The organism is Escherichia sp. KTE172 (assembly GCF_000408845.1).
Taxonomy (GTDB): domain Bacteria; phylum Pseudomonadota; class Gammaproteobacteria; order Enterobacterales; family Enterobacteriaceae; genus Escherichia; species Escherichia coli.
Genome location: NZ_KE137316.1, coordinates 27,780 through 49,613, shown reverse-complemented (window position 1 = coordinate 49,613; position 21,834 = coordinate 27,780). Strand labels below are relative to the sequence as shown.

Here is a 21,834-nt window from a genome sequence, read left to right as displayed (position 1 = left end):
GACGCTGCCTCCGATCCGGCTTACAACAAGTTACACTGTCACAACCGGGACACGTAACGCCAGCGCGCACATCAACTCATAGCCCACCGTTCCGGCAGCGGCGGCGACATCATCAATTTTGATCTCCTTGCCCCACAGCTCAACCGGCGTACCAATACCCGCCTGCGGGCAAGGCGTTAAATCGACCGCCAGCATATCCATCGAGACGGTCCCCACCGTCATGGTGCGCACGCCGTCCACTAAAACAGGGGTACCGGTAGGCGCGTGGCGCGGATAACCGTCGGCGTATCCTGCGGCGACAATGCCGATTCGCTGTTCATCGCGCGCAGTATAGCGACCGCCGTAGCCCACACGCTCGCCCGCTTTTAGCGTCTGGACACCAATAATCTCGCTGCTTAGCGTCATCACCGGACGTAATCCGGTATTGGCGATATCACGCCACTGACCGGACGGCGAAGCGCCATACAAAATAATGCCAGGCCGAACCCAGTCAAAATGCGCTTCCGGGTGCCACAGAGTCGCCGCCGAATTGGACAACGAACGCCGACACTCCAGCCCTTCCGCCGCCTGCTCAATACGCGCCATCGCGCTGGAAATTCCATCAGGATGTTCCGCCTCGGCAAAATGCGACATCAGGGTCATTTCGCCAACATTCGCCATCGCCCGCAACTGCTGCCAGACGGTAAGCACGCGATCGGGCTGGAAGCCCAACCGATTCATCCCACTGTTCACTTTAAGATAAATATCCAACGGGGCTTTTAGCCGTGCATTTTGCAGTGCTTTGAGCTGCCAGTTGCTGTGTACGCAGGTGGTCAGGCGGTGCTGGTCATAAATCTCCAGATCCTGAGCATGGAAAAATCCTTCCAGCATCAGGATCGGTCCTTTCCAGCCGCGCTCACGTAACGTTATTGCCTCTTCCAGGTTAAGTAATGCAAAGCCATCGGTGGCCCCGAGCGCGCTCCAGATACGCTCAATACCGTGCCCGTAAGCGTTCGCTTTTACCACCGACCAGACGCGCGCGTGCGGCGCGGCCTGGCGGACAATGGACAGATTCTGTTTTAATGCCTGCAGATCGAGGCTGGCCTGTATCGGACGGGTCATCTCGTTTCCTTAGCTGTGTGCGCCATGTAAATGGCCCGGGCGTGATGGCGTAAATCCACGGCTGTAGCGCGCTACGCTTAGATCTTCATACGGGATCGCTGGCGTGCGACCAGAGAGCAGATCGCTTAACAACTGACCGGAACCGCAAGCCATCGTCCAGCCGAGCGTGCCGTGACCGGTATTCAGCCACAGATTTTTAAAGCGTGTACGCCCGACAACCGGCGTGCCGTCTGGCGTCATCGGGCGCAGACCAGTCCAGAAAGTCGCCTGCTCGACATGACCGCCGCGTGGATAGAGATCGCGAACCACCATCTCCAGCGTTTCACGACGCGGTTGCAACAGCTCGGTATTAAAACCAACAATTTCCGCCATTCCGCCAACACGAATGCGGTTATCGAAACGGGTAATGGCGATTTTGTAGGTTTCATCAAGAATGGTGGATACCGGCGCACCATCTTCCTGCGCAATGGGAATGGTCAGCGAGTAGCCTTTCAAAGGATACACCGGAATATCAACTATGCCTTTGAGCATCGCCGTCGAGTAAGAACCAAACGCCATCACATACGCATCGGCCTTAATCACTTCATCGCCACACTTCACGCCGTAGATTTGCTCGCCGTCGCAAAGCAGTTGGTCAACGGGCGTATTAAAGCGGAATTTAACCCCCGCCTGCTCCGCCATCCGCGCCAGATTCTGGGTAAACAGCTGGCAGTCTCCGGTTTCATCATTGGGCAGCTGGAGCCCCCCCGTCAGTTTGTGCGCCACTTCTGCCAGCGCGGGCTCCACTTCCGCCAGACGGCTGGATTCCAGCAGCTGGTACGGTACGCCGGCATCTTCCAGCACGGCGATATCGCGGGTCGCATTTTCATACTGTTGTTCGGTACGGAACAGTTGCAGCGTCCCACCCTGACGCCCTTCATACTGAATATTGGTTTCGGCGCGCAATGCTTTCAGGCAATCACGGCTGTATTCCGCCAGACGCACCATCCGCCCTTTGTTTTCCATGTAGTGGCTGGTGTCGCAGTTACGTAACATTTGCCACATCCATTTCAACTGGAACTGCGTACCGTCGAGACGAACCGCCAGCGGCGCATGGCGCTGGAACATCCATTTAATCGCTTTTAAAGGCACACCTGGTGCCGCCCACGGTGCTGCATATCCGGGGGAGATTTGCCCGGCATTCGCGGCACTGGTTTCCAGGGCGGCCCCCGGCTCCCGATCAATGACGGTGACCTCATGTCCTGCCTGATTTAAGTACCAGGCGCTGGCAACGCCTACCACACCACTTCCCAGTATGACAACTCGCATAGCCACTCCGATAACGGTAGATACAGTAAAAGAATAATAATCTAATCACATCTTGATAACTCAGTTGAAAATATTATTCAACATACGGCTTTTTTATGGTGAGCTGGCTCACATCTCCCTGACTCTGCGGCAATATGGCGTCTTTAGTATCTCCTGCTGAACGCCCTTTTTATCCAGCATAAAATTCCGTTCAGAAGCGGATTAGTGGCACTCTGATAATAAGAAATCGCAAAGAAAAAAATTCTCCGGCGACGCGGTTTTTAACAGGTGTTCTATGCTTGAAATGAGGTGCTCCACACAGAGAGCGCCGACAACAATGAGGTGCGCGTATGGCGACGATCGATTCTATGAATAAGGACACCACACGTTTGAGCGATGGACCCGACTGGACGTTCGACCTGCTGGATGTTTATCTGGCAGAGATAGACCGGGTGGCGAAACTCTACCGGCTGGATACCTACCCGCACCAGATTGAAGTGATAACCTCAGAACAGATGATGGATGCCTACTCCAGCGTCGGCATGCCCATTAACTATCCGCACTGGTCATTCGGTAAAAAGTTTATCGAGACTGAACGGCTGTATAAGCACGGTCAGCAAGGACTGGCCTATGAAATCGTCATTAACTCTAACCCGTGTATCGCTTACCTGATGGAAGAAAACACCATTACCATGCAAGCGCTGGTGATGGCACACGCCTGCTATGGGCATAACTCTTTCTTCAAAAACAATTACTTATTCCGTAGCTGGACCGACGCCAGTTCGATTGTCGATTATCTGATTTTTGCCCGTAAATATATTACCGAGTGCGAAGAACGTTATGGCGTTGATGAAGTAGAACGGCTTCTGGACTCGTGCCACGCGCTGATGAACTACGGCGTGGACCGGTACAAACGCCCGCAAAAAATCTCGCTGCAAGAAGAGAAAGCCCGGCAGAAAAGTCGCGAAGAGTATCTGCAAAGTCAGGTCAATATGCTCTGGCGTACCCTGCCGAAGCGCGAGGAAGAGAAAACGGTTGCTGAAGCGCGCCGCTATCCGTCCGAGCCACAAGAAAACCTGCTCTATTTTATGGAGAAAAATGCGCCACTGCTGGAATCATGGCAGCGTGAAATTCTGCGTATTGTGCGTAAGGTGAGCCAGTATTTTTATCCGCAAAAACAGACTCAGGTGATGAACGAAGGCTGGGCGACCTTCTGGCACTACACCATCCTTAACCATCTGTATGATGAAGGGAAAGTAACGGAACGTTTTATGCTGGAGTTTTTGCACAGCCACACCAATGTGGTCTTCCAGCCGCCCTATAACAGCCCGTGGTACAGCGGCATCAACCCGTATGCCCTCGGGTTCGCCATGTTCCAGGATATTAAACGGATTTGTCAGTCGCCAACGGAAGAAGACAAATACTGGTTCCCGGATATCGCCGGTTCCGACTGGCTGGAAACGCTGCATTTCGCGATGCGTGATTTCAAAGATGAGAGTTTTATCAGCCAGTTCCTGTCACCGAAAGTGATGCGTGATTTCCGCTTCTTCACCGTGCTGGATGACGATCGGCATAATTATCTGGAGATTTCCGCTATTCATAATGAAGAAGGTTATCGGGAGATCCGTAACCGGTTATCGTCTCAATATAATTTAAGTAATCTGGAGCCGAATATTCAGATCTGGAACGTGGATTTGCGCGGCGACCGTTCGCTGACGCTGCGTTACATTCCACATAATCGCGCACCGCTGGATCGGGGGCGCAAAGAAGTACTGAAGCATGTGCATCGCCTGTGGGGATTTGATGTAATGCTGGAACAGCAAAACGAAGACGGCAGCGTCGAGTTGCTGGAACGTTGCCCGCCGAGAATGGGAAATCTGTAAAAACAACAAAAACCCCTCGTTTGAGGGGTTTGCTTTTTAAACGGAAGGGATTATCGCCCCTGAATGGCTAAATCACCCGGCAGATTTTTCTGCATCCGGTGCCAAATCTCGCCACTCTCATGCCCATAGCGACGCACTGTTTCGTATACCTGATCGTGCGCGCCTTCACTGCACAACGCCGACAGTTTGTGGTAGAAGCCCAGCGCCAGACTGCGCGCTTCCGGATTGGCGAAATAGTGACGACCAATGCGCGTATACAGTCCTTTCATCCCGTTAAGGATCAGACCGTAAATCGGGTTGCCGGAAGCAAACGCCAGACCGCGGAATATGTTGTAATCCAGCTCGGCAAAGGCATCGGCGTGATCGGCCACTTCATTAGCGGTAGCCAGCACCTCCTGCGCTTTATCGGGATGCTGACGAAACGCGGTGCGAATAAAAATAGTGGAAATATTGGTACGCACCGACAGCAAATTATCAATAAGCTGCGGCACACTTTCGTGATCCAGTCGCGCCAGTGTTTCAAGGATATTTAAACCGGAAGTTTCCCAGAAATTATTCACCTTCGTCGGCTTGCCATGTTGAATGGTCAACCAGCCATCTCGTGCCAGACGCTGTAACACTTCACGTAACGTAGTACGCGTTACGCCAATTAATTCTGAAAGTTCACGTTCTGCGGGCAAAATAGTCCCGGGAGGGAAGCGGTTATTCCAGATACTTTCAATAATGTACTCTTCCGCGAAACCTGCCGGGCTTTGCGCCTTAATGACCATAGTGAGATTTCCATAACACAGCAAAACAAAGTTGGACTCATCATACCAGAGGGCTAACTACGCTGATAGCAGACAAAAAGAAGAAAAAAGGGATCAAGGCTTCATTTTCCGCATCTCTTTCCCCTTGACTATCAAGACTTGCCTCACTCCTGCCTGACCGTTAAGCTTTGCGTTTAAACATAAAAACATCATTGATTATTTGTAAGGTAAGGGAAACCATCATGGAGATCTCCTGGGGCCGCGCGCTATGGCGCAATTTTTTGGGCCAGTCCCCCGACTGGTACAAACTCGCCCTCATCATTTTCTTAATCGTAAATCCGTTAATTTTCCTCATCAGCCCTTTCGTCGCGGGCTGGTTGCTGGTAGCGGAATTTATTTTCACTCTGGCGATGGCCCTGAAATGCTACCCGCTGCTCCCCGGTGGTCTGTTGGCTATCGAAGCGGTATTCATCGGCATGACCAGCGCGGAACACGTCCGTGAAGAGGTGGCGGCAAATCTTGAAGTCTTGCTGTTACTGATGTTTATGGTGGCGGGTATCTATTTTATGAAACAGCTATTGCTGTTCATATTTACCCGTTTGCTGTTAAGCATTCGCTCCAAAATGCTGCTGTCGCTCTCTTTTTGCGTGGCGGCGGCGTTCCTCTCCGCGTTCCTCGATGCCTTAACCGTCGTGGCGGTGGTGATCAGCGTTGCAGTCGGTTTTTATGGGATTTATCACCGCGTAGCCTCTTCCCGTACCGAAGATACCGACCTGCAAGACGATAGTCATATCGACAAGCATTACAAAGTGGTTCTGGAACAGTTCCGTGGCTTTCTGCGTAGCCTGATGATGCATGCCGGTGTCGGCACTGCATTAGGCGGCGTGATGACCATGGTGGGCGAACCACAGAACCTGATCATCGCTAAAGCGGCTGGCTGGCATTTTGGCGATTTCTTCCTGCGCATGTCGCCGGTGACCGTTCCGGTTCTGATTTGTGGCCTGTTAACCTGCCTGCTGGTAGAGAAGCTGCGTTGGTTTGGCTACGGTGAAACGCTGCCGGAGAAAGTCCGCGAAGTGTTGCAACAGTTTGACGATCAAAGCCGCCACCAGCGTACCCGTCAGGATAAAATCCGTCTGATTGTCCAGGCGATTATTGGCGTCTGGCTGGTGACTGCGCTGGCGTTGCATCTGGCGGAAGTTGGCTTGATTGGTTTGTCGGTCATTATTCTGGCGACATCATTGACCGGTGTCACCGATGAACATGCTATCGGTAAAGCCTTCACCGAATCTCTGCCATTCACCGCACTGTTGACGGTGTTTTTCTCGGTAGTCGCGGTGATTATCGACCAACAACTGTTTTCGCCGATTATTCAGTTTGTGTTGCAGGCATCGGAACATGCTCAGCTGTCGCTGTTCTATATTTTCAACGGTCTGCTGTCATCCATTTCGGATAACGTCTTCGTGGGGACGATTTATATCAACGAAGCGAAAGCGGCAATGGAAAGCGGCGCTATCACGTTGAAGCAATACGAGCTGCTGGCGGTCGCCATTAATACCGGTACCAATCTGCCCTCCGTCGCTACGCCGAACGGTCAGGCTGCGTTCCTGTTCCTGCTGACCTCTGCACTCGCGCCATTGATTCGCCTCTCTTATGGCCGCATGGTGTGGATGGCCCTGCCTTACACCCTCGTACTGACACTCGTCGGACTACTTTGCGTCGAGTTTACGCTTGCCCCTGTAACCGAATGGTTTATGCAAATGGGCTGGATAGCAACGCTTTGATAACAACTTACCGGGCATATAAATGCCCGGTTTGCCTTTTCGCCCGATAATTGTCCAATTGCGTCCTATTTTTGCTGCCTCCTGGTGGCGCAGCGAATGAATTGGTTTAAACTGCGCACTCTATGCATATTGCAGGGAAATGATTATGTTGCGATTTTTGAACCAATGTTCACAAGGCCGGGGCGCGTGGCTGTTGATGGCGTTTACTGCTCTGGCACTGGAACTGACGGCGCTGTGGTTCCAGCATGTGATGTTACTGAAACCTTGCGTGCTCTGTATTTATGAACGCTGCGCGTTATTCGGCGTTCTGGGTGCTGCGCTGATTGGCGCGATCGCCCCGAAAACTCCGCTGCGTTATGTAGCGATGGTTATCTGGTTGTATAGTGCGTTCCGCGGTGTGCAGTTAACTTACGAGCACACCATGCTTCAGCTCTATCCTTCGCCGTTTGCGACCTGTGATTTTATGGTTCGTTTCCCGGAATGGCTGCCGCTGGATAAATGGGTGCCGCAAGTGTTTGTCGCCTCTGGCGATTGCGCCGAGCGTCAGTGGGATTTTTTAGGTCTGGAAATGCCGCAGTGGTTGCTCGGTATTTTTATCGCTTACCTGATTGTCGCGGTGCTGGTGGTGATTTCCCAGCCGTTTAAAGCGAAAAAACGTGATCTGTTCGGTCGCTAATCCATTCAGCGCTCCTGCGGGAGCGCTTTTTTCCTGCCACTATGTTTATTTGACCCGCAGTAAATCAGAACTTCGCGTTGTATAACGTGGTGAAAGCATGGCACGCTTCATCTGCCATTGTTGCTGGATCCCCTGCCCAGCAAAATAGAGTGTTCCTCTGCCCTCTTTAGCATTTAGCGTATCCATTACCGCCATCAATTGCTCACTCCCGGGGCGCGGTGCGTTGTCATCGAATAAATTGAGCTGCGCGACTCCCTGACTGAAGAAATCTCCCAGCATCACGCCCGCTTTTTGGTAGCGATGGCCCGCTTGCCAGATGGCATCCAGAGATCGCGTAGCGGCGTTAATGATATCCCTGCTGTCCTGAGTGGGTGTCAGCAGTTTTACCGACGCGCTATTGCCGTAATAAGGTTCATTGAGCGCAAATGGTGACGTCTTAATAAACGTGGAAATAAACCGACAATATTGATGCTCACTGCGAAGTTTTTCCGCCGCCCGGGCAGCGTAACTACAAATGGCCTGCCGCATCGACGTATAATCCGTGATGCGTTCACCAAACGAACGGGAACAGATAATTTCCTGCTTTGTCGGTGCAAACTCTTCCAGTTGCAAACAGGGTTCACCGCGCAGTTCACGCACCGTTCTTTCGAGCACGACATTAAAATGTTTACGGATAAACCGGATATCTGTATCCGCCAAATCGAGAACGGTTTTGATCCCCATCGCGTCCAGTTTTTTGCTGATCCGCCGTCCAATCCCCCAGACTTCATCCACGGGGAGAGCAGACATTAATTTACGCTGGCGTTCCAGATTTGATAAATCCACCACCCCACCCGTCTGCCGCTGCCATTTTTTTGCCGCATGATTGGCAAGCTTAGCCAGCGTTTTGGTCTGGGCGATCCCCACACCAACAGTAAGATGGGTACGTTGTAGTACCGTTGCGCGAATTTCTCTGCCCAAATCAGTCAGATCGCGACAATTACGCACACCGGTCAGATCGCAGAATGCCTCATCAATACTGTAAATCTCGACGCGGGGCGATAGCTCTTCCAGCGTCGACATCACCCGATTGCTCATGTCTGCGTAAAGCTCATAATTGCTGCTAAAGCAAACCACGCCACAGCGACGAAACAGATCTTTTTGTTTGAACCAGGGATCGCCCATTTTAACACCCAGCGCCTTTGCCTCAGCGTTTCGGGCGATAACGCAACCGTCATTATTCGATAGCACAACCACTGGTTTACCCCATAAATCAGGGCGAAACACCGTCTCACAGCTGGCATAAAACGCGTTTACATCACAGAGGGCAAACATCAGCGCATCGCCTTAACGACGTGGATCACCACACCAAAGACATCCAGCGTATCTTCGCTACTGATGGTAATGGGTGAATATGCACTGTTCATGGGAATAAGCTGCACTGTCGGGCGTAGTTGCAATTTTTTCACCGTAAACTCGCCGTCAACAGCAGCGATGACAATATCACCATGGCTGGCGGTAATAGCGCTATCGACAATCAGTAAATCACCGTCACTAATCCCACCGTCAATCATAGAATCACCACTTGCTTTGACGAAGTAAGTCGCGCTGGGATGCTGGATCAACAGTTGATTCAGATCGATGCGCTGTTCAACGTAATCTGCGGCCGGTGAAGGAAAGCCACACTGAACAAGATCGCTAAATAGCGGAAAAGTCACAATTTCGCGGAGATCCGCAGGCTTGATAAACAACATAATAATCTGCCTGAAGTTATACTGTTTTTATATACAGTAGTCTGTTCTTGCCAGCAGATCAATACTGATTCAGGCTATCAATATTTGTCGCTGCATAGACTGCTGATTTTTCGTTCTCTTATCCTGTGCTCACGCGGCCTTCTGGCGACGACGCTCATCCAGCAGAAATGAAAAATATCACCCGGCTAAAAATAGAATAGAAGCATTCGCCATAATGACATTAAACATTGTTTGATATTTATCATATTAATAGAAATAAAGACATTGACGCATCTCGCCCGGCTAACTATGAATTAGATGAAGTAAAATTCATTAATAGTTGTAAAACAGGAGTTTCATTACAATTTATATATTTAAAGAGGCGAATGATTATGACTGAAATCGTTGCAGATAAAACGGTAGAGGTAGTTAAAAACGCAATCGAAACCGCAGATGGAGCATTAGACCTTTATAATAAATATCTCGATCAGGTCATCCCCTGGCAGACCTTCGATGAAACCATAAAAGAGTTAAGTCGCTTTAAACAGGAGTATTCACAGGCAGCCTCCGTTTTAGTTGGCGATATTAAAACCTTACTTATGGATAGCCAGGATAAGTATTTTGAAGCAACCCAAACGGTGTATGAATGGTGTGGTGTTGCGACGCAATTGCTCGCAGCGTATATTTTGCTATTTGATGAGTACAATGAGAAGAAAGCATCCGCCCAGAAAGACATTCTCATTAAGGTACTGGATGACGGCATCACGAAGCTGAATGAAGCGCAAAAATCCCTGCTGGTAAGCTCACAAAGTTTCAACAACGCTTCCGGGAAACTGCTGGCGTTAGATAGCCAGTTAACCAATGATTTTTCAGAAAAAAGCAGCTATTTCCAGTCACAGGTAGATAAAATCAGGAAGGAAGCGTATGCCGGTGCCGCAGCCGGTGTCGTCGCCGGTCCATTTGGATTAATCATTTCCTATTCTATTGCTGCGGGCGTAGTTGAAGGGAAACTGATTCCAGAATTGAAGAACAAGTTAAAATCTGTGCAGAGTTTCTTTACCACCCTGTCTAACACGGTTAAACAAGCGAATAAAGATATCGATGCCGCCAAATTGAAATTAACCACCGAAATAGCCGCCATCGGGGAGATAAAAACGGAAACTGAAACAACCAGATTCTACGTTGATTATGATGATTTAATGCTTTCTTTGCTAAAAGAAGCGGCCAAAAAAATGATTAACACCTGTAATGAGTATCAGAAAAGACACGCTAAGAAGACACTCTTTGAGGTACCTGAAGTCTGATAAGCGATTATTCTCTCCATGTACTCAAGGTATAAAGTTTATCACATTTAAAAACACAGCCGTTTTTTAAAGATTGAGAGTTACCTGTTGATAATAAGGTATCGGGTAACTCTCATTATGACAGAGCGCTTTCAAAAACAGGGCTACGAAATGGCGAGCATCCAGACGTATATTAAGAAAGCCCCCATCAAAATCTATTAAATTTATCACTGCGCCCAGTCAGGTTTATTTAAGATATGATCCTGCCAGTCAATCACTTCTGATTCTTTCACTGCGATATGACGCACAGAGATACGTTCACCATGCATTGCCGCTTTCGAACCAGTAAGCAGCGGATGCCACGCAGGTAAATCTTTACCTTCCGCCAGCAAACGATAAGCGCAGGTCATTGGCAGCCATTCGAATGTTGGCAGATTTTCACGGGTTAATTTAATGCAGTCGGGTTCAAACTCGAAACGACGTTCGTAGTTCCGACATTGACAGGTTTTAATATTGAGCTGGCGACAGGCGACGTTAGTGAAGTAGATTTCGTCGGTGTCTTCATCCATCAGTTTATGCAGGCAACACTGACCGCAACCATCACACAACGACTCCCATTCCGCATCGCTCATTTCGTCCAGGGTTTTACTTTGCCAGAAAGGTACATCGCTCATCAGGTGTTCCGCCATTACGTTAAAACGCACCTTATAACCAGTCTGGCACAGCGATGCAAGTTTTGCCGCCGCTTTCAGGCGGCAAAAAGTATTACAAAACGCGAGTTGTCAAAGAATGCCCATCGAAAGTGACTGTCAGCTCATCACCGCTTTGCAACGGGCCGACGCCATCAGGCGTGCCTGTCAACACAACGTCACCGGCCTTGAGGGTAAAAAACTTGCTCATATAAGCGATCAGCGGAACGATTTTATGGATCATGTCCGCAGTCGTACCTTGCTGGCGTTGTTCGCCGTTTACGCTCAGGCCCAGCGTTGTATTTTGCGGATCGCCGGTGAATTCCGCCGCGGGAATAAACCCGGAAAGCGGACAAGAGTTATCAAACGCTTTGGCCTTTTCCCACGGCTGCCCGGCTTTCTTCATTTTTCCCTGAACATCACGCAATGTCAGATCGAGCGCCACGCCGTAACCGGCAATGGCTTTACGGACATGCTCTTCCGTAGCCTGACGCAGCGTCGCGCCAATCAATACCGCCAGTTCGACTTCATGATGAACTGAACCGAAATCGGATGGGATCGCCAATGGCTGCCGCAGATCGCACAGTGCCGTTTCTGGTTTAATAAACAGCACTGGCTCTTCGGGCACTGCGCTACCCATCTCTTTAATATGTTTGGCATAGTTACTGCCAACACAGACTACTTTACTCACCGGATAATCCAGCAGCGCACCTTGCCAGTTGTGATGTTGATACATAACGTTCCCCTCACCTTATCGTGGATATGAAAACCCGCGCCGACAAAGATAATGCCACCGCCGGATATCGGTTATTTGTTCGTGTCGTGTGTTTTCTGCCCCATGACGGAAAGATGTTGCTTCAGCAAATCTTCGGGTGGTGGCGGTAACTGCAAATAGTAACCTTGCTCGGTTAATGCCTGTTTAACCTTTTCAATATCGGCATTGACCAGTTTCTTCCGCCCATCCAGCGGCAGAATCATCGCTAACTGAGGCTGACCAAAACCTTTCATCAGTTCCTCAGGTACACGCGAAAAATCGTCTTTTTTTTCGACATATAAATAGGTCTGGTCACGCTTGCTGCTTCGATAAATCACACAAAACATACTTTTACTCTTTAAGATGCCAGGTTTTGGCATAAGCTAACATCAATGAAACCCGCGCCACAAGCCAGCCAGCTGTAGATTTCTGCGGTTTGTTCAGTCCATGCGCCCTTAATAAGTGATCCCCCGGCAAAAATGCCGCGCCGGGATTTAACCGAACGCAGGAAAGCCACTGGAATTCTCCTGTGATGAATTGTTATATTATAACAGTTCATCGTCCTCATTCTGAACAGGAGACTACCTATGAAAATCAAGGGCATCAGTAAGGCTGTATTATTGCTTGCACTGCTAACCTCCACGAGCTTTGCTGCGGGTAAGAATGTCAATGTTGAGTTCAGAAAAGGCCATAGCAGCGCTCAGTACTCCGGCGAAATAAAGGGATACGATTACGATACATATACCTTCTATGCCAAAAAAGGTCAGAAAGTGCATGTGAGTATCTCTAATGAAGGCGCTGATACTTACCTCTTCGGGCCAGGAATCGATGATTCTGTTGATTTATCCAGATATTCCCCAGAACTCGATAGTCACGGACAATACTCACTCCCTGCTTCTGGCAAATATGAGCTGCGAGTGCTGCAAACTCGAAACGACGCCCGTAAAAACAAAACTAAAAAATATAACGTCGATATTCAAATTAAGTAAATGTCAACCGACGGGGACTCTCCCCGTCATAAACGTTAACGCCCCACTCCTCTCTGTCGCTCAAGAGGTTAATGACGAATAGAACATAATGTAAACAAGACATCACTCACGACACATAAATAACATCTTTGTGGTGGTTTGATTGATTTTTCCACTCCGCTTACCATCCACACCAAAATAACGATCATCACGACATAATTTTTCTTTAACATCGCAAAATACACCGTTAGCGAATGTAAATTCGCTGGGATCGTAGCCTTGTACTGATTGTAAGTTTTCAGCGGCTTTTTCGCCGAGATATTTCCTTGTTAACTCTGGGGAAATGCCATCTGAGTTAACACAAATATACGGGTCGCAAACAACGCCACACGCAGGAGATTGAAGTCCGCCAGCGTCATGTCCAGACGCCATTGATGAGAACATCATCCCCACACCTGACAATCCGATATAAATAATACGCATCATATTCATAGCACATCCTGATAATCCAACCGTGCAACACTTATGCTCATTTCATCATCAATCCGTAATCAAAACCGCTGACCTGGACGAGTTACGATGACCTGACAGAAGTATCAGACGTCTTCTGCGGTTTCTATGATAGAGCAATTCTGTGGCGGATATTAAGATAACGGGTATCTGTTCTTTAATGATGCCGCAAAAAATGGAAAGTTAAGAAAGCCTGGCGTGGTGAAAAAATACACTCGCCTCAATACTGGATATTTAAACAGGTCTGAAGATGCTGTTACGATTAGGGTGCGGAAAAAGGAAGCGTAAATAAGAACAATCAAAAGTACGACGGCAATGGGTTGATTGACAAGGATATTTTTTAAGCTATGAATCAGCGCCATTTATCACAGAATAGACTTTTACTCTGAATAAATGGGAGGGTGACTTGCCTCAATATAATCCAGACTATAACATGCCTTATAGTCTTCGGAACATCATCGCGCGCTGGCGATGATTAATAGCTAATTGAGTAAGGCCAGGATGTCAAACACGCCAATCGAGCTTAAAGGCAGTAGCTTCACTTTATCTGTGGTTCATCTGCATGAGGCAGAACCTAAGGTTATCCATCAGGCGCTGGAAGACAAAATCGCTCAGGCCCCCGCATTTTTAAAACATGCCCCCGTTGTACTCAACGTCAGTGCACTGGAAGACCCGGTAAACTGGTCAGCGATGCATAAGGCGGTTTCGGCAACCGGTTTGCGGGTTATTGGCGTAAGTGGCTGCAAAGATGCGCAACTTAAAGCCGAAATTGAAAAAATGGGGCTGCCTATCCTGACGGAAGGAAAGGAAAAAGCGCCGCGTCCAGCTCCCGCACCGCAGGCTCCAGCGCAAAATACAACGCCGGTCACAAAAACGCGTTTAATAGATACCCCGGTGCGTTCCGGTCAGCGTATTTATGCTCCACAATGTGATCTGATTGTTACAAGCCACGTTAGCGCTGGGGCCGAATTGATTGCCGATGGTAACATTCATGTCTATGGCATGATGCGCGGTCGTGCGCTGGCAGGGGCAAGTGGTGACCGGGAAACGCAAATATTTTGCACGAACCTGATGGCGGAATTGGTGTCCATCGCAGGTGAATACTGGCTGAGTGATCAAATCCCAGCAGAATTTTATGGCAAAGCGGCGCGACTGCAGTTAGTCGAAAACGCTTTGACCGTTCAACCGTTAAATTGATCCCTTTTTAACAAGGAATTTCTATGGCACGCATTATTGTTGTTACTTCGGGCAAAGGGGGTGTTGGTAAGACAACCTCCAGCGCGGCCATCGCCACTGGTTTGGCCCAGAAGGGAAAGAAAACTGTCGTGATAGATTTTGATATCGGCCTGCGTAATCTCGACCTGATTATGGGTTGCGAACGCCGGGTCGTTTACGATTTCGTCAACGTCATTCAGGGCGATGCAACGCTAAATCAGGCGTTAATTAAAGATAAGCGTACTGAAAATCTCTATATTCTTCCGGCATCGCAAACTCGCGATAAAGATGCCCTCACCCGTGAAGGGGTCGCCAAAGTTCTTGATGATCTGAAAGCGATGGACTTTGAATTTATTGTTTGCGACTCCCCGGCAGGGATTGAGACCGGTGCGCTAATGGCACTCTATTTTGCAGACGAAGCCATTATTACCACCAACCCGGAAGTCTCCTCAGTACGCGACTCTGACCGTATTTTAGGCATTCTGGCGTCGAAATCACGCCGCGCAGAAAATGGCGAAGAGCCTATTAAAGAGCACCTGCTGTTAACGCGCTATAACCCAGGCCGCGTAAGCAGAGGTGACATGCTGAGCATGGAAGATGTGCTGGAGATCCTGCGCATCAAACTCGTCGGCGTGATCCCAGAGGATCAATCAGTATTGCGCGCCTCTAACCAGGGTGAACCGGTCATTCTCGACATTAACGCCGATGCGGGTAAAGCCTACGCAGATACCGTAGAACGTCTGTTGGGAGAAGAACGTCCTTTCCGCTTCATTGAAGAAGAGAAGAAAGGCTTCCTCAAACGCTTGTTCGGAGGATAAGTTATGGCATTACTCGATTTCTTTCTCTCGCGGAAGAAAAACACGGCCAACATTGCAAAAGAACGGCTGCAGATTATTGTTGCTGAACGCCGTCGCAGCGATGCAGAACCGCATTATCTGCCGCAGTTGCGTAAAGATATTCTTGAGGTCATTTGTAAATACGTACAAATTGATCCTGAGATGGTAACCGTACAGCTTGAGCAAAAAGATGGCGATATTTCTATTCTTGAGCTGAACGTGACCTTGCCGGAAGCAGAAGAGCTGAAATAGGCCCGCTGTAAAAGCGCATTTCTCTTCAAGGCAGAGTCATCTCTGCCTTGCGTTTTTCATCCCCCTCATCCACGTTTGATAAGAGCGGCGAGTATTCTTGCTGATGCTACTCATTGCTTCCCCCCTTTACACCTTAATGCCGTTCCCCCCACACAGATCAAATTGTTTATACCTGGCTGAGTAAATAACCTTATTGTTAGTATGGGTATACTGGGTGATGATAACCCCGCAATTTCATTATTCATTGTTCTCCCATAGGATGAGGTTTCCCGCCGTAACTGGCGGGCTTTTTTTGCCGCAGAATTTTTCCTTTTAACACCCTGTAAACGAAAACTGCGCCGAAGCGCAGTTTAATCGTTGATGGTCAGAACGACCAGTTCGCACCAGCCACCGCGTTCCACGGGGATTCCACACCGGCACCATGGCTATACCCCACCCCGAGATGCCCGCTTAACGAACTGCTGAATGAGGCTTTAATACCTGCCTGATATATTCCACGTCTGCCCGACAAATCATTGACAAAATTACCGTCATTATTCACTTTCACCCGGTTATCATCGACAAATTCTTTGCGCACAGCCGCCTTCAGCCACGGCTCAACTTCCATGCCGTTCCCCAGACGCATGTTGTAACTCAGCGTTGCGCCCAGTTCACGATATATACTGCGGGTATCGACTGATTTCGATTCCATGCCATTGGATAAATGATAGTAGCGTCTAAGTGACCTTAGCTCTGCTGCAACATCATCCCGCAGGCACCAGACCAGGGGATTGATCCTGAAGAGACAGCGCAAGTGTATTGTGTTCACCGCTCATCAAAGACATCATGATGAAATGATGATATCCCGCATAAGAAAGAGGCATTTTTTAAACGCAGTGCGCTGAAGTGTAGTTGGATAAAAAATCACTCTTTTCTGATAATACTGTTGTACGCTTATCTTTCGACAATGAGGCCGTCGACAAAATAAAATGACTAATGTAATCATTGCTGATAAATATTTTCTGCTCACATAAAAATCACACAATAATATTGATAAATCAGATTATCTTACCTTTACAACATTGTATTAACACTCAATGACACTTCTTGAATAAAAATATTGTCAATCAATGAGTTATTTCTCATTTGAGATTATTCTTATTCCCGTAAAAAACATAATTCCTATCATCACAGTCACGCTCATTTTGAATTATCTGAATAATAGCGAGCGTTCTTTAGTTAAGCAGATCTTAATTGAAGACGAAATTATTGCGTGTGCAACTTACTTAATACCGGACATCTAAGTTGAAGAAAAAAATACTTGCCTTCGGGCTTATCTCAGCATTGTTCTGCTCCACGCCAGCGATGGCGGATATGAACCGCACCACGAAAGGTGCATTGCTAGGCGCAGGCGTTGGTTTACTTACTGGCAATGGTGTTAATGGCGTACTGAAAGGTGCAGCTGTTGGCGCTGGTGTTGGTGCAGTAACAGAAAAAGGCCGCGACGGTAAAAATGCGCGTAAAGGTGCAAAAGTGGGTGCCGCCGTTGGTGCTGTCACTGGCGTTCTGACCGGAAATGGCCTCGAAGGGGCGATTAAAGGTGCCGTGATTGGCGGTACGGGTGGTGCAATTCTGGGTAAAATGAAATAAGGAATGATGATGAAAAAATTTGCTTTACTGGCGGGTCTTTTTGTTTTCGCACCAATGACCTGGGCGCAGGACTATAATATTAAAAACGGTTTGCCGTCAGAAACCTATATTACTTGCGCAGAAGCCAACGAAATGGCAAAAACTGACAGCGCACAGGTTGCAGAAATTGTTGCGGTAATGGGTAATGCCAGCGTTGCCAGCCGTGATTTAAAAATTGAGCAATCTCCGGAACTGAGCGCCAAAGTGGTAGAAAAACTGAATCAGGTTTGCGCTAAAGACCCGCAAATGCTGTTGATCACGGCAATTGATGACACTATGCGTGCTATCGGCAAAAAATAATATTTAATATGTTACCGCGTCGATGAATTCGACGCGGTATTTTAGCTAACGGGGATCAGAACTTATATTTCAGGCCCACCATCATTGCGGTGTCATTGTAGCCATTATCCCCCAGCTGCACGCCCACATTACCCCAGACGCTGGCCGCCGGATTCAGATTGCCATTTACGCCAAGTTTAATTTCCCCCAGATTACGCGCCCCGTCTTGTTCAACTTTCACACCGTTCATTGAGACAGCAAAATCTTTACTGTTATGGATCCAGTTCATTTCAACAAAAGGTTCAAAGTCGTCACCGTGCGGACCGCTGTTTTTCTCCTGAGTACGAATAAAGGTGCGGAAGCCGAGTCGGGTCTGGATGTTGTTATTTGCGTCATTCTCAATACGTGAGCCATTGGCTTCCGTGTGCGCATTATGATCGACGCCCATCCAGATAGCCTGTGCCTGTGGCTGGAAGATCCACGTATATTTCGCCGCTTCCAGACCAAAGGATTTATTCAGGGCAAAACCGTAACCCGCTTCCAGCGAGACGGTTGCACCTTTCGCGCTATAGGATTCATAGGCTAATTCATCTCCTTTCACCGAGTTTTTAAACCAGCTATATTGCGCCCAGGCGTCAATGTATGCGCCTTTTTTACTGATGTCATCGGCAAACCAGGTGGCATACAGCCCTGCGCTATAGCCTCTGACACTCCCTTTCGAACGATAATCCGACACGCTGGAATGAGTTGAGTTGTAGTCGCGGGCATAACCAGCCATCACTCCCAAACGCCAACTGTCACTGTCGGTAAAACCACCGGTTAACAGATCCGCCCCTAACTGCGAGACGTAGCGATGCGAGGTCGTTCTCAACTGTCCGTTGCTGTCACGCCAGGCATTATGCCCGCCAATTTGACGTAGCCAAAGTCGGCTTGAACGCTCCTGTTCAGTTACAGGATCGATGTAGCGCGTTTCACCTGCACGATCGTTCAGACGCATAACAAAAAGAGTGTTAGCGGCTGCCAGGTTGGCGACGTAACTTCCAGCTTCGGGGCGCAGAACGGGGGTAGGCGTTTCTGTTGATTCTGAATTTCCCTCTGAGCTGTTATCCTCCTCATTCACTGACTGATAACTTGTCAAATACCAGTTTTTGCCTTGTTGTTTTAGTTGATATTCGAAAGCTCCAGCTGCAATCCTTGCATCACCTTGTCTGAAGGCATCTGCTGGAGATTCATCGCCATTCACAGTTATGAGTTCGATCCCATTTAGCGTGGCCGCGCCGCTTCCTCCAGCATTTTTCACATAGACGGTAGTTGAACCCGAAGTATTACCCTCAACAATAAGTCTGTCAGTAGCCGATTTATCATCACCTAATACGGTGCGGATATTAAGCTGACCATTATTACCGACATAATTACCTTTTACGGTTAACGTTTTTCCCTGGGTAAATGTTTGACCATCATCATACGAAAGATTGATAATACTGTCTGAATTAGTCAGATGGGTAACAACGGAGTCATCTTTCATATTCCAGATTGTGTTTTCTGAAAGCTTCAGTGTAGTTGTGCCGCTAACGAGTTTAGTCGCTCCATTTAGAGTAGAGTCGGACGAAATTATGTTTAAGCCACCTCCAGTATTATTAACCAGAATATTATTACCAGGCGTGATAATACTTCGATTAAGGATGCTTACATCCGTTGTAGTTTTGTTAACATCAATACTATCCAAAGCACTTGAAAGTTCGACACTTGATAGTGCTATTTTGGCTTGAGAATCGATATTTGATGCATCAATTGATATTCCTTTATCTTGTTCTGATACCGCGGTGACATTGGAAAAAAATAACTCTCCACCATTGTATATTTTTGCAATGGGGGCTTTAGTGCCTTTTGTTGTAATAGAACTATTTTTATATCAATGTTACCTTGTCGAATAGCAACTGCATAACTTCCATGCTCCCCGGTTTCAAGTGCCACATAATCTAAATTAATATATGCTTTTTCCCCATTAGCATAAGCACCATAGCTATTAGTGCCATTAGTTGTTATGGAACCACCATTCATTTTTAAATCAGCACGGCTAATAACTTCGTAACTGTTAGAATCACTAACTTCATCATCTACAGCATCGACACATGTTCGAGACTCTCCAGGACTTGAACATGCAAGAACACCTACTGCATTTTCCCCATAGGTAACAATGTTCGTTTTATCTGTGGTTTCAAGACGGGTGTTATTTTCCACAATCCCAGAATCATTAACCTGACTTAAAAGTCCCGCTGAATATGCCCCCCTCGTCTCGACTGAATTATCACCATTCATAACGATGGTGCCACCAAATTCACTGACTACTGCGCTGGCTGTTATCCCTCCATTAACATCTTGGTTATTTCCTTTGTCAGATACGCTTCCAGAGGTCTTAATATCGCTATCGCTTATATATAATACTTTGTTATGACTATCAACAGAAATACCATAAGATCCATCACCACTAGTCATCACACTGGCATTATTTATATATCCAGTTACACCGTCATCCACTTTCACAGCATGGCTTTCGTCTTTAGTGGTTAGATACTCTCCATTACTTATCGAATTATTATCTTTGATTTCAATCGGCGATTCTTCATCAGTTATATAGGAAAGTATACTATAATCATCCAACAATTGTGTTGCATATGCATTACCCACCGCCAAAGCAATAAGTCCTAAACTAAACCCGGGGAGTTTTTTCAGTTTCATAGATTAACCATCCATTCATTGGATTAACAAACATTCCTGGTCAAATAACCTATGAGTTCAGATTACCAAAACGGAGGGTAAAGACAAAAACAAAAGCACAAAAAATTTAAATAGATAAACAGCGACAATATATAAATGATAAATAAGGCGGCATTATCATTTTTCACCTTATTTTCATGACATTGATCACTTTGGGGTGACGATTTTGTTTAACAAATAACTCTTCGACATCAAAATTATTAATAGTTGCCATGAAAATTATTTCGGTGATATATAAAGCCAACTGTGATAACACCAGGGTTGACAACTATTTGCGCAATAATTCCTTTCCTTCAATGATCCAGGCGTTCACTGTCAGCACCCCATTCAGCCGCATACTGACAGTGAGAAACTGAAAGATTATTGCTGATCCCTGTGGCTGACGAGTCTTTCCCTTAATCGATTAATCAGATTGATCGCCAGCCAAACAAGGGCATTAAGCAAATTTATCGTCACAAGCACTTCTCCCAGCCCGGTACTGGGTTTTGCAATAAGGATGACCAGGAGAGTGATCAGCATAAATGCAATGGAAAAGATGATATAGAGAGTGAAATAATCCAGATTATTACTATTGTTCATGCTACTAATGGCAATCCTGTCAAAACTTTCAAACAATTATAGCAAACAAAATAATGAACAATAGTAACAAGAGGCAACGGGTAATGACTCCAACTTATTGATAGTGTTTTATGTTCAGATAATGCCCGATGACTTTGTCATGCAGCTCCACCGATTTTGAGAACGACAGCGACTTCCGTCCCAGCCGTGCCAGGTGCTGCCTCAGATTCAGGTTATGCCGCTCAATTCGCTGCGTATATCGCTTGCTGATTACGTGCAGCTTTCCCTTCAGGCGGGATTCATACAGCGGCCAGCCATCCGTCATCCATATCACCACGTCAAAGGGTGACAGCAGGCTCATAAGACGCCCCAGCGTCGCCATAGTGCGTTCACCGAATACGTGCGCAACAACCGTCTTCCGGAGACTGTCATACGCGTAAAACAGCCAGCGCTGGCGCGATTTAGCCCCGACGTATCCCCACTGTTCGTCCATTTCCGCGCAGACGATGACGTCACTGCCCGGCTGTATGCGCGAGGTTACCGACTGCGGCCTGAGTTTTTTAAATGGCGGAAAATCGTGTTGAGGCCAACGCCCATAATGCGGGCGGTTGCCCGGCATCCAACGCCATTCATGGCCATATCAATGATTTTCTGGTGCGTACCGGGTTGAGAAGCGGTGTAAGTGAACTGCAGTTGCCATGTTTTACGGCAGTGAGAGCAGAGATAGCGCTGATGTCCGGCGGTGCTTTTGCCGTTACGCACCACCCCGTCAGTAGCTGAACAGGAGGGACAGCTGATAGAAACAGAAGCCACTGGAGCACCTCAAAAACACCATCATACACTAAATCAGTA

General features: G+C 47.8%; 25 protein-coding genes and 2 pseudogenes. 11 read left to right on the top strand and 16 right to left on the bottom strand.

The genetic code is table 11. From position 1 onward, the window contains the following. Positions 1 to 30: 30 nt before the first annotated feature. Positions 31 to 1,101 carry a catabolic alanine racemase DadX gene (dadX, locus tag G434_RS23305; protein WP_000197840.1) on the bottom strand — a complete coding sequence of 357 codons (1,071 nt, stop codon included), beginning with the start codon at positions 1,099 to 1,101 and terminating at the stop codon, positions 31 to 33. A 9-nt stretch (positions 1,102 to 1,110) separates the two neighbouring features. Beyond that, positions 1,111 to 2,409: a D-amino acid dehydrogenase gene (gene dadA / locus G434_RS23310; protein WP_001266908.1), complete on the bottom strand. Its 1,299-nt coding sequence runs from the start codon at positions 2,407 to 2,409 to the stop codon at positions 1,111 to 1,113. A 329-nt stretch (positions 2,410 to 2,738) separates the two neighbouring features. Between dadA and G434_RS23315 the strand changes: the two genes are divergently transcribed. Then, positions 2,739 to 4,271, top strand: coding sequence for a SpoVR family protein (locus tag G434_RS23315; RefSeq protein WP_000190855.1), 1,533 nt, complete (start codon positions 2,739 to 2,741; stop codon positions 4,269 to 4,271). 50 nt (positions 4,272 to 4,321) lie between these two features. On the opposite strand, the gene fadR is transcribed toward G434_RS23315, so the two are convergent. Beyond that, positions 4,322 to 5,041 (bottom strand): fatty acid metabolism transcriptional regulator FadR, encoded by a 720-nt coding sequence (gene fadR / locus G434_RS23320; RefSeq protein WP_000234823.1) that lies wholly within the window; start codon positions 5,039 to 5,041, stop codon positions 4,322 to 4,324. Between the two features lie 221 nt (positions 5,042 to 5,262). Between fadR and nhaB the strand changes: the two genes are divergently transcribed. Further along, a complete protein-coding gene (gene nhaB / locus G434_RS23325) occupies positions 5,263 to 6,804 on the top strand; it encodes a Na(+)/H(+) antiporter NhaB (RefSeq protein ID WP_000406391.1) in 1,542 nt (513 codons plus the stop codon). Between the two features lie 145 nt (positions 6,805 to 6,949). Further along, on the top strand, positions 6,950 to 7,480 hold the full coding sequence (gene dsbB / locus G434_RS23330; protein ID WP_000943459.1) for a disulfide bond formation protein DsbB: 531 nt from the start codon (positions 6,950 to 6,952) through the stop codon (positions 7,478 to 7,480). Between the two features lie 45 nt (positions 7,481 to 7,525). Here dsbB and umuC read toward each other — a convergent pair whose 3' ends face one another. Then, a complete protein-coding gene (gene umuC, locus G434_RS23335; protein ID WP_000457634.1) occupies positions 7,526 to 8,794 on the bottom strand; it encodes a DNA polymerase V catalytic protein in 1,269 nt (422 codons plus the stop codon). Then, positions 8,794 to 9,213 carry a translesion error-prone DNA polymerase V autoproteolytic subunit gene (locus G434_RS23340; protein WP_000897378.1) on the bottom strand — a complete coding sequence of 140 codons (420 nt, stop codon included), beginning with the start codon at positions 9,211 to 9,213 and terminating at the stop codon, positions 8,794 to 8,796. The genes umuC and G434_RS23340 overlap by 1 nt, the downstream gene beginning before the upstream one ends. Before the next feature lie 371 nt (positions 9,214 to 9,584). Between G434_RS23340 and hlyE the strand changes: the two genes are divergently transcribed. Continuing rightward, entirely contained in the window at positions 9,585 to 10,496 is a 912-nt protein-coding gene (gene hlyE / locus G434_RS23345; protein ID WP_016238998.1) for a hemolysin HlyE, read from the top strand. Positions 10,497 to 10,702: 206 nt separating this feature from the next. Here the strand turns inward: hlyE and G434_RS23350 are convergent, their stop codons facing one another. The 4 genes from G434_RS23350 to G434_RS30210 all read right to left on the bottom strand — a co-directional run bounded on the left by G434_RS23350 (position 10,703) and on the right by G434_RS30210 (position 12,435). Continuing rightward, entirely contained in the window at positions 10,703 to 11,149 is a 447-nt protein-coding gene (locus tag G434_RS23350) for a YcgN family cysteine cluster protein (RefSeq protein ID WP_001306825.1), read from the bottom strand. Between the two features lie 91 nt (positions 11,150 to 11,240). After that, positions 11,241 to 11,900 (bottom strand): fumarylacetoacetate hydrolase family protein, encoded by a 660-nt coding sequence (locus tag G434_RS23355; RefSeq protein ID WP_000284277.1) that lies wholly within the window; start codon positions 11,898 to 11,900, stop codon positions 11,241 to 11,243. Between the two features lie 71 nt (positions 11,901 to 11,971). Beyond that, the gene (locus tag G434_RS23360; protein ID WP_001376831.1) at positions 11,972 to 12,265 is read right to left on the bottom strand and encodes a YcgL domain-containing protein; all 294 of its coding nucleotides are present in this window, start codon (positions 12,263 to 12,265) and stop codon (positions 11,972 to 11,974) included. An 11-nt stretch (positions 12,266 to 12,276) separates the two neighbouring features. Further along, the gene (locus G434_RS30210; protein WP_000874955.1) at positions 12,277 to 12,435 is read right to left on the bottom strand and encodes a hypothetical protein; all 159 of its coding nucleotides are present in this window, start codon (positions 12,433 to 12,435) and stop codon (positions 12,277 to 12,279) included. Positions 12,436 to 12,505: 70 nt separating this feature from the next. Here G434_RS30210 and pliG point away from each other — a divergent pair, with 70 nt between their 5' ends. Beyond that, positions 12,506 to 12,907, top strand: a complete 402-nt coding sequence (gene pliG, locus G434_RS23365) for a g-type lysoyme inhibitor PliG (RefSeq protein ID WP_000693755.1) — start codon at positions 12,506 to 12,508, stop codon at positions 12,905 to 12,907. 102 nt (positions 12,908 to 13,009) lie between these two features. Here the strand turns inward: pliG and G434_RS23370 are convergent, their stop codons facing one another. Beyond that, complete coding sequence (locus G434_RS23370) at positions 13,010 to 13,378, bottom strand: YcgJ family protein (RefSeq protein ID WP_001056861.1); 369 nt, start codon at positions 13,376 to 13,378, stop codon at positions 13,010 to 13,012. A gap of 519 nt (positions 13,379 to 13,897) precedes the next feature. Here G434_RS23370 and minC point away from each other — a divergent pair. Genes minC through minE form a run of 3 tightly spaced genes read left to right on the top strand, consistent with a single transcriptional unit; the run spans position 13,898 to position 15,699 of the window. After that, positions 13,898 to 14,593 (top strand): septum site-determining protein MinC, encoded by a 696-nt coding sequence (minC, locus tag G434_RS23375; RefSeq protein WP_000072536.1) that lies wholly within the window; start codon positions 13,898 to 13,900, stop codon positions 14,591 to 14,593. 23 nt (positions 14,594 to 14,616) lie between these two features. After that, a complete protein-coding gene (gene minD, locus G434_RS23380) occupies positions 14,617 to 15,429 on the top strand; it encodes a septum site-determining protein MinD (protein ID WP_000101055.1) in 813 nt (270 codons plus the stop codon). Positions 15,430 to 15,432: 3 nt separating this feature from the next. Continuing rightward, positions 15,433 to 15,699 carry a cell division topological specificity factor MinE gene (gene minE, locus G434_RS23385; protein ID WP_001185665.1) on the top strand — a complete coding sequence of 89 codons (267 nt, stop codon included), beginning with the start codon at positions 15,433 to 15,435 and terminating at the stop codon, positions 15,697 to 15,699. Between the two features lie 364 nt (positions 15,700 to 16,063). Here minE and G434_RS23390 read toward each other — a convergent pair. The 3 genes and pseudogenes from G434_RS23390 to G434_RS26765 all read right to left on the bottom strand — a co-directional run. Further along, positions 16,064 to 16,408, bottom strand: a pseudogene (locus G434_RS23390) (autotransporter outer membrane beta-barrel domain-containing protein); the annotation flags it as partial. A gap of 34 nt (positions 16,409 to 16,442) precedes the next feature. Further along, complete coding sequence (locus G434_RS29535; RefSeq protein WP_001131444.1) at positions 16,443 to 16,562, bottom strand: hypothetical protein; 120 nt, start codon at positions 16,560 to 16,562, stop codon at positions 16,443 to 16,445. Next, positions 16,523 to 16,708, bottom strand: coding sequence for a hypothetical protein (locus tag G434_RS26765; RefSeq protein ID WP_001309451.1), 186 nt, complete (start codon positions 16,706 to 16,708; stop codon positions 16,523 to 16,525). The genes G434_RS29535 and G434_RS26765 overlap by 40 nt, the downstream gene beginning before the upstream one ends. Before the next feature lie 100 nt (positions 16,709 to 16,808). On the opposite strand from G434_RS26765, the gene G434_RS0124585 reads away from it, so the two are divergent. From G434_RS0124585 to G434_RS23400, 3 genes are read left to right on the top strand one after another with little or no spacing between them, the layout of a single operon-like run. Beyond that, positions 16,809 to 16,982, top strand: coding sequence for a hypothetical protein (locus tag G434_RS0124585; RefSeq protein WP_000120098.1), 174 nt, complete (start codon positions 16,809 to 16,811; stop codon positions 16,980 to 16,982). Position 16,983: 1 nt separating this feature from the next. Further along, positions 16,984 to 17,328 carry a YMGG-like glycine zipper-containing protein gene (locus G434_RS23395; protein WP_000726974.1) on the top strand — a complete coding sequence of 115 codons (345 nt, stop codon included), beginning with the start codon at positions 16,984 to 16,986 and terminating at the stop codon, positions 17,326 to 17,328. A 3-nt stretch (positions 17,329 to 17,331) separates the two neighbouring features. After that, a complete protein-coding gene (locus G434_RS23400) occupies positions 17,332 to 17,667 on the top strand; it encodes a YmgD family protein (RefSeq protein ID WP_000979977.1) in 336 nt (111 codons plus the stop codon). Between the two features lie 55 nt (positions 17,668 to 17,722). Here the strand turns inward: G434_RS23400 and ycgH are convergent. From ycgH to G434_RS0124575, 3 genes and pseudogenes are all read right to left on the bottom strand, one after another. Further along, positions 17,723 to 20,385 (bottom strand): annotated as a pseudogene (gene ycgH / locus G434_RS26760) (autotransporter YcgH). Between the two features lie 399 nt (positions 20,386 to 20,784). Beyond that, positions 20,785 to 21,003, bottom strand: a complete 219-nt coding sequence (gene ymgF / locus G434_RS23415) for a cell division-associated protein YmgF (RefSeq protein ID WP_001306821.1) — start codon at positions 21,001 to 21,003, stop codon at positions 20,785 to 20,787. A gap of 94 nt (positions 21,004 to 21,097) precedes the next feature. Next, positions 21,098 to 21,795 (bottom strand): IS1-like element IS1A family transposase gene (locus G434_RS0124575; RefSeq protein ID WP_223369285.1). Its coding sequence is split into 2 segments (ribosomal slippage): positions 21,098 to 21,546 and positions 21,546 to 21,795, totalling 699 coding nucleotides; the frame shifts between segments, so codons are not numbered across the junction. Positions 21,796 to 21,834: the final 39 nt, after the last annotated feature.

Excerpts from the sequence above, each read along its gene's own strand:
- dadX (WP_000197840.1), bottom strand. The coding sequence starts at position 1,101 with ATGACCCGTCCGATACAGGCCAGCCTCGATCTGCAGGCATTAAAACAG.
- dadA (WP_001266908.1), bottom strand. The coding sequence starts at position 2,409 with ATGCGAGTTGTCATACTGGGAAGTGGTGTGGTAGGCGTTGCCAGCGCC.
- G434_RS23315 (WP_000190855.1), top strand. The coding sequence starts at position 2,739 with ATGGCGACGATCGATTCTATGAATAAGGACACCACACGTTTGAGCGAT.
- fadR (WP_000234823.1), bottom strand. The coding sequence starts at position 5,041 with ATGGTCATTAAGGCGCAAAGCCCGGCAGGTTTCGCGGAAGAGTACATT.
- nhaB (WP_000406391.1), top strand. The coding sequence starts at position 5,263 with ATGGAGATCTCCTGGGGCCGCGCGCTATGGCGCAATTTTTTGGGCCAG.
- dsbB (WP_000943459.1), top strand. The coding sequence starts at position 6,950 with ATGTTGCGATTTTTGAACCAATGTTCACAAGGCCGGGGCGCGTGGCTG.
- umuC (WP_000457634.1), bottom strand. The coding sequence starts at position 8,794 with ATGTTTGCCCTCTGTGATGTAAACGCGTTTTATGCCAGCTGTGAGACG.
- G434_RS23340 (WP_000897378.1), bottom strand. The coding sequence starts at position 9,213 with ATGTTGTTTATCAAGCCTGCGGATCTCCGCGAAATTGTGACTTTTCCG.
- hlyE (WP_016238998.1), top strand. The coding sequence starts at position 9,585 with ATGACTGAAATCGTTGCAGATAAAACGGTAGAGGTAGTTAAAAACGCA.
- G434_RS23350 (WP_001306825.1), bottom strand. The coding sequence starts at position 11,149 with ATGAGCGATGTACCTTTCTGGCAAAGTAAAACCCTGGACGAAATGAGC.
- G434_RS23355 (WP_000284277.1), bottom strand. The coding sequence starts at position 11,900 with ATGTATCAACATCACAACTGGCAAGGTGCGCTGCTGGATTATCCGGTG.
- G434_RS23360 (WP_001376831.1), bottom strand. The coding sequence starts at position 12,265 with ATGTTTTGTGTGATTTATCGAAGCAGCAAGCGTGACCAGACCTATTTA.
- pliG (WP_000693755.1), top strand. The coding sequence starts at position 12,506 with ATGAAAATCAAGGGCATCAGTAAGGCTGTATTATTGCTTGCACTGCTA.
- G434_RS23370 (WP_001056861.1), bottom strand. The coding sequence starts at position 13,378 with ATGAATATGATGCGTATTATTTATATCGGATTGTCAGGTGTGGGGATG.
- minC (WP_000072536.1), top strand. The coding sequence starts at position 13,898 with ATGTCAAACACGCCAATCGAGCTTAAAGGCAGTAGCTTCACTTTATCT.
- minD (WP_000101055.1), top strand. The coding sequence starts at position 14,617 with ATGGCACGCATTATTGTTGTTACTTCGGGCAAAGGGGGTGTTGGTAAG.
- minE (WP_001185665.1), top strand. The coding sequence starts at position 15,433 with ATGGCATTACTCGATTTCTTTCTCTCGCGGAAGAAAAACACGGCCAAC.
- G434_RS29535 (WP_001131444.1), bottom strand. The coding sequence starts at position 16,562 with ATGCCTCTTTCTTATGCGGGATATCATCATTTCATCATGATGTCTTTG.
- G434_RS0124585 (WP_000120098.1), top strand. The coding sequence starts at position 16,809 with ATGAGTTATTTCTCATTTGAGATTATTCTTATTCCCGTAAAAAACATA.
- G434_RS23400 (WP_000979977.1), top strand. The coding sequence starts at position 17,332 with ATGATGATGAAAAAATTTGCTTTACTGGCGGGTCTTTTTGTTTTCGCA.
- ymgF (WP_001306821.1), bottom strand. The coding sequence starts at position 21,003 with ATGAACAATAGTAATAATCTGGATTATTTCACTCTCTATATCATCTTT.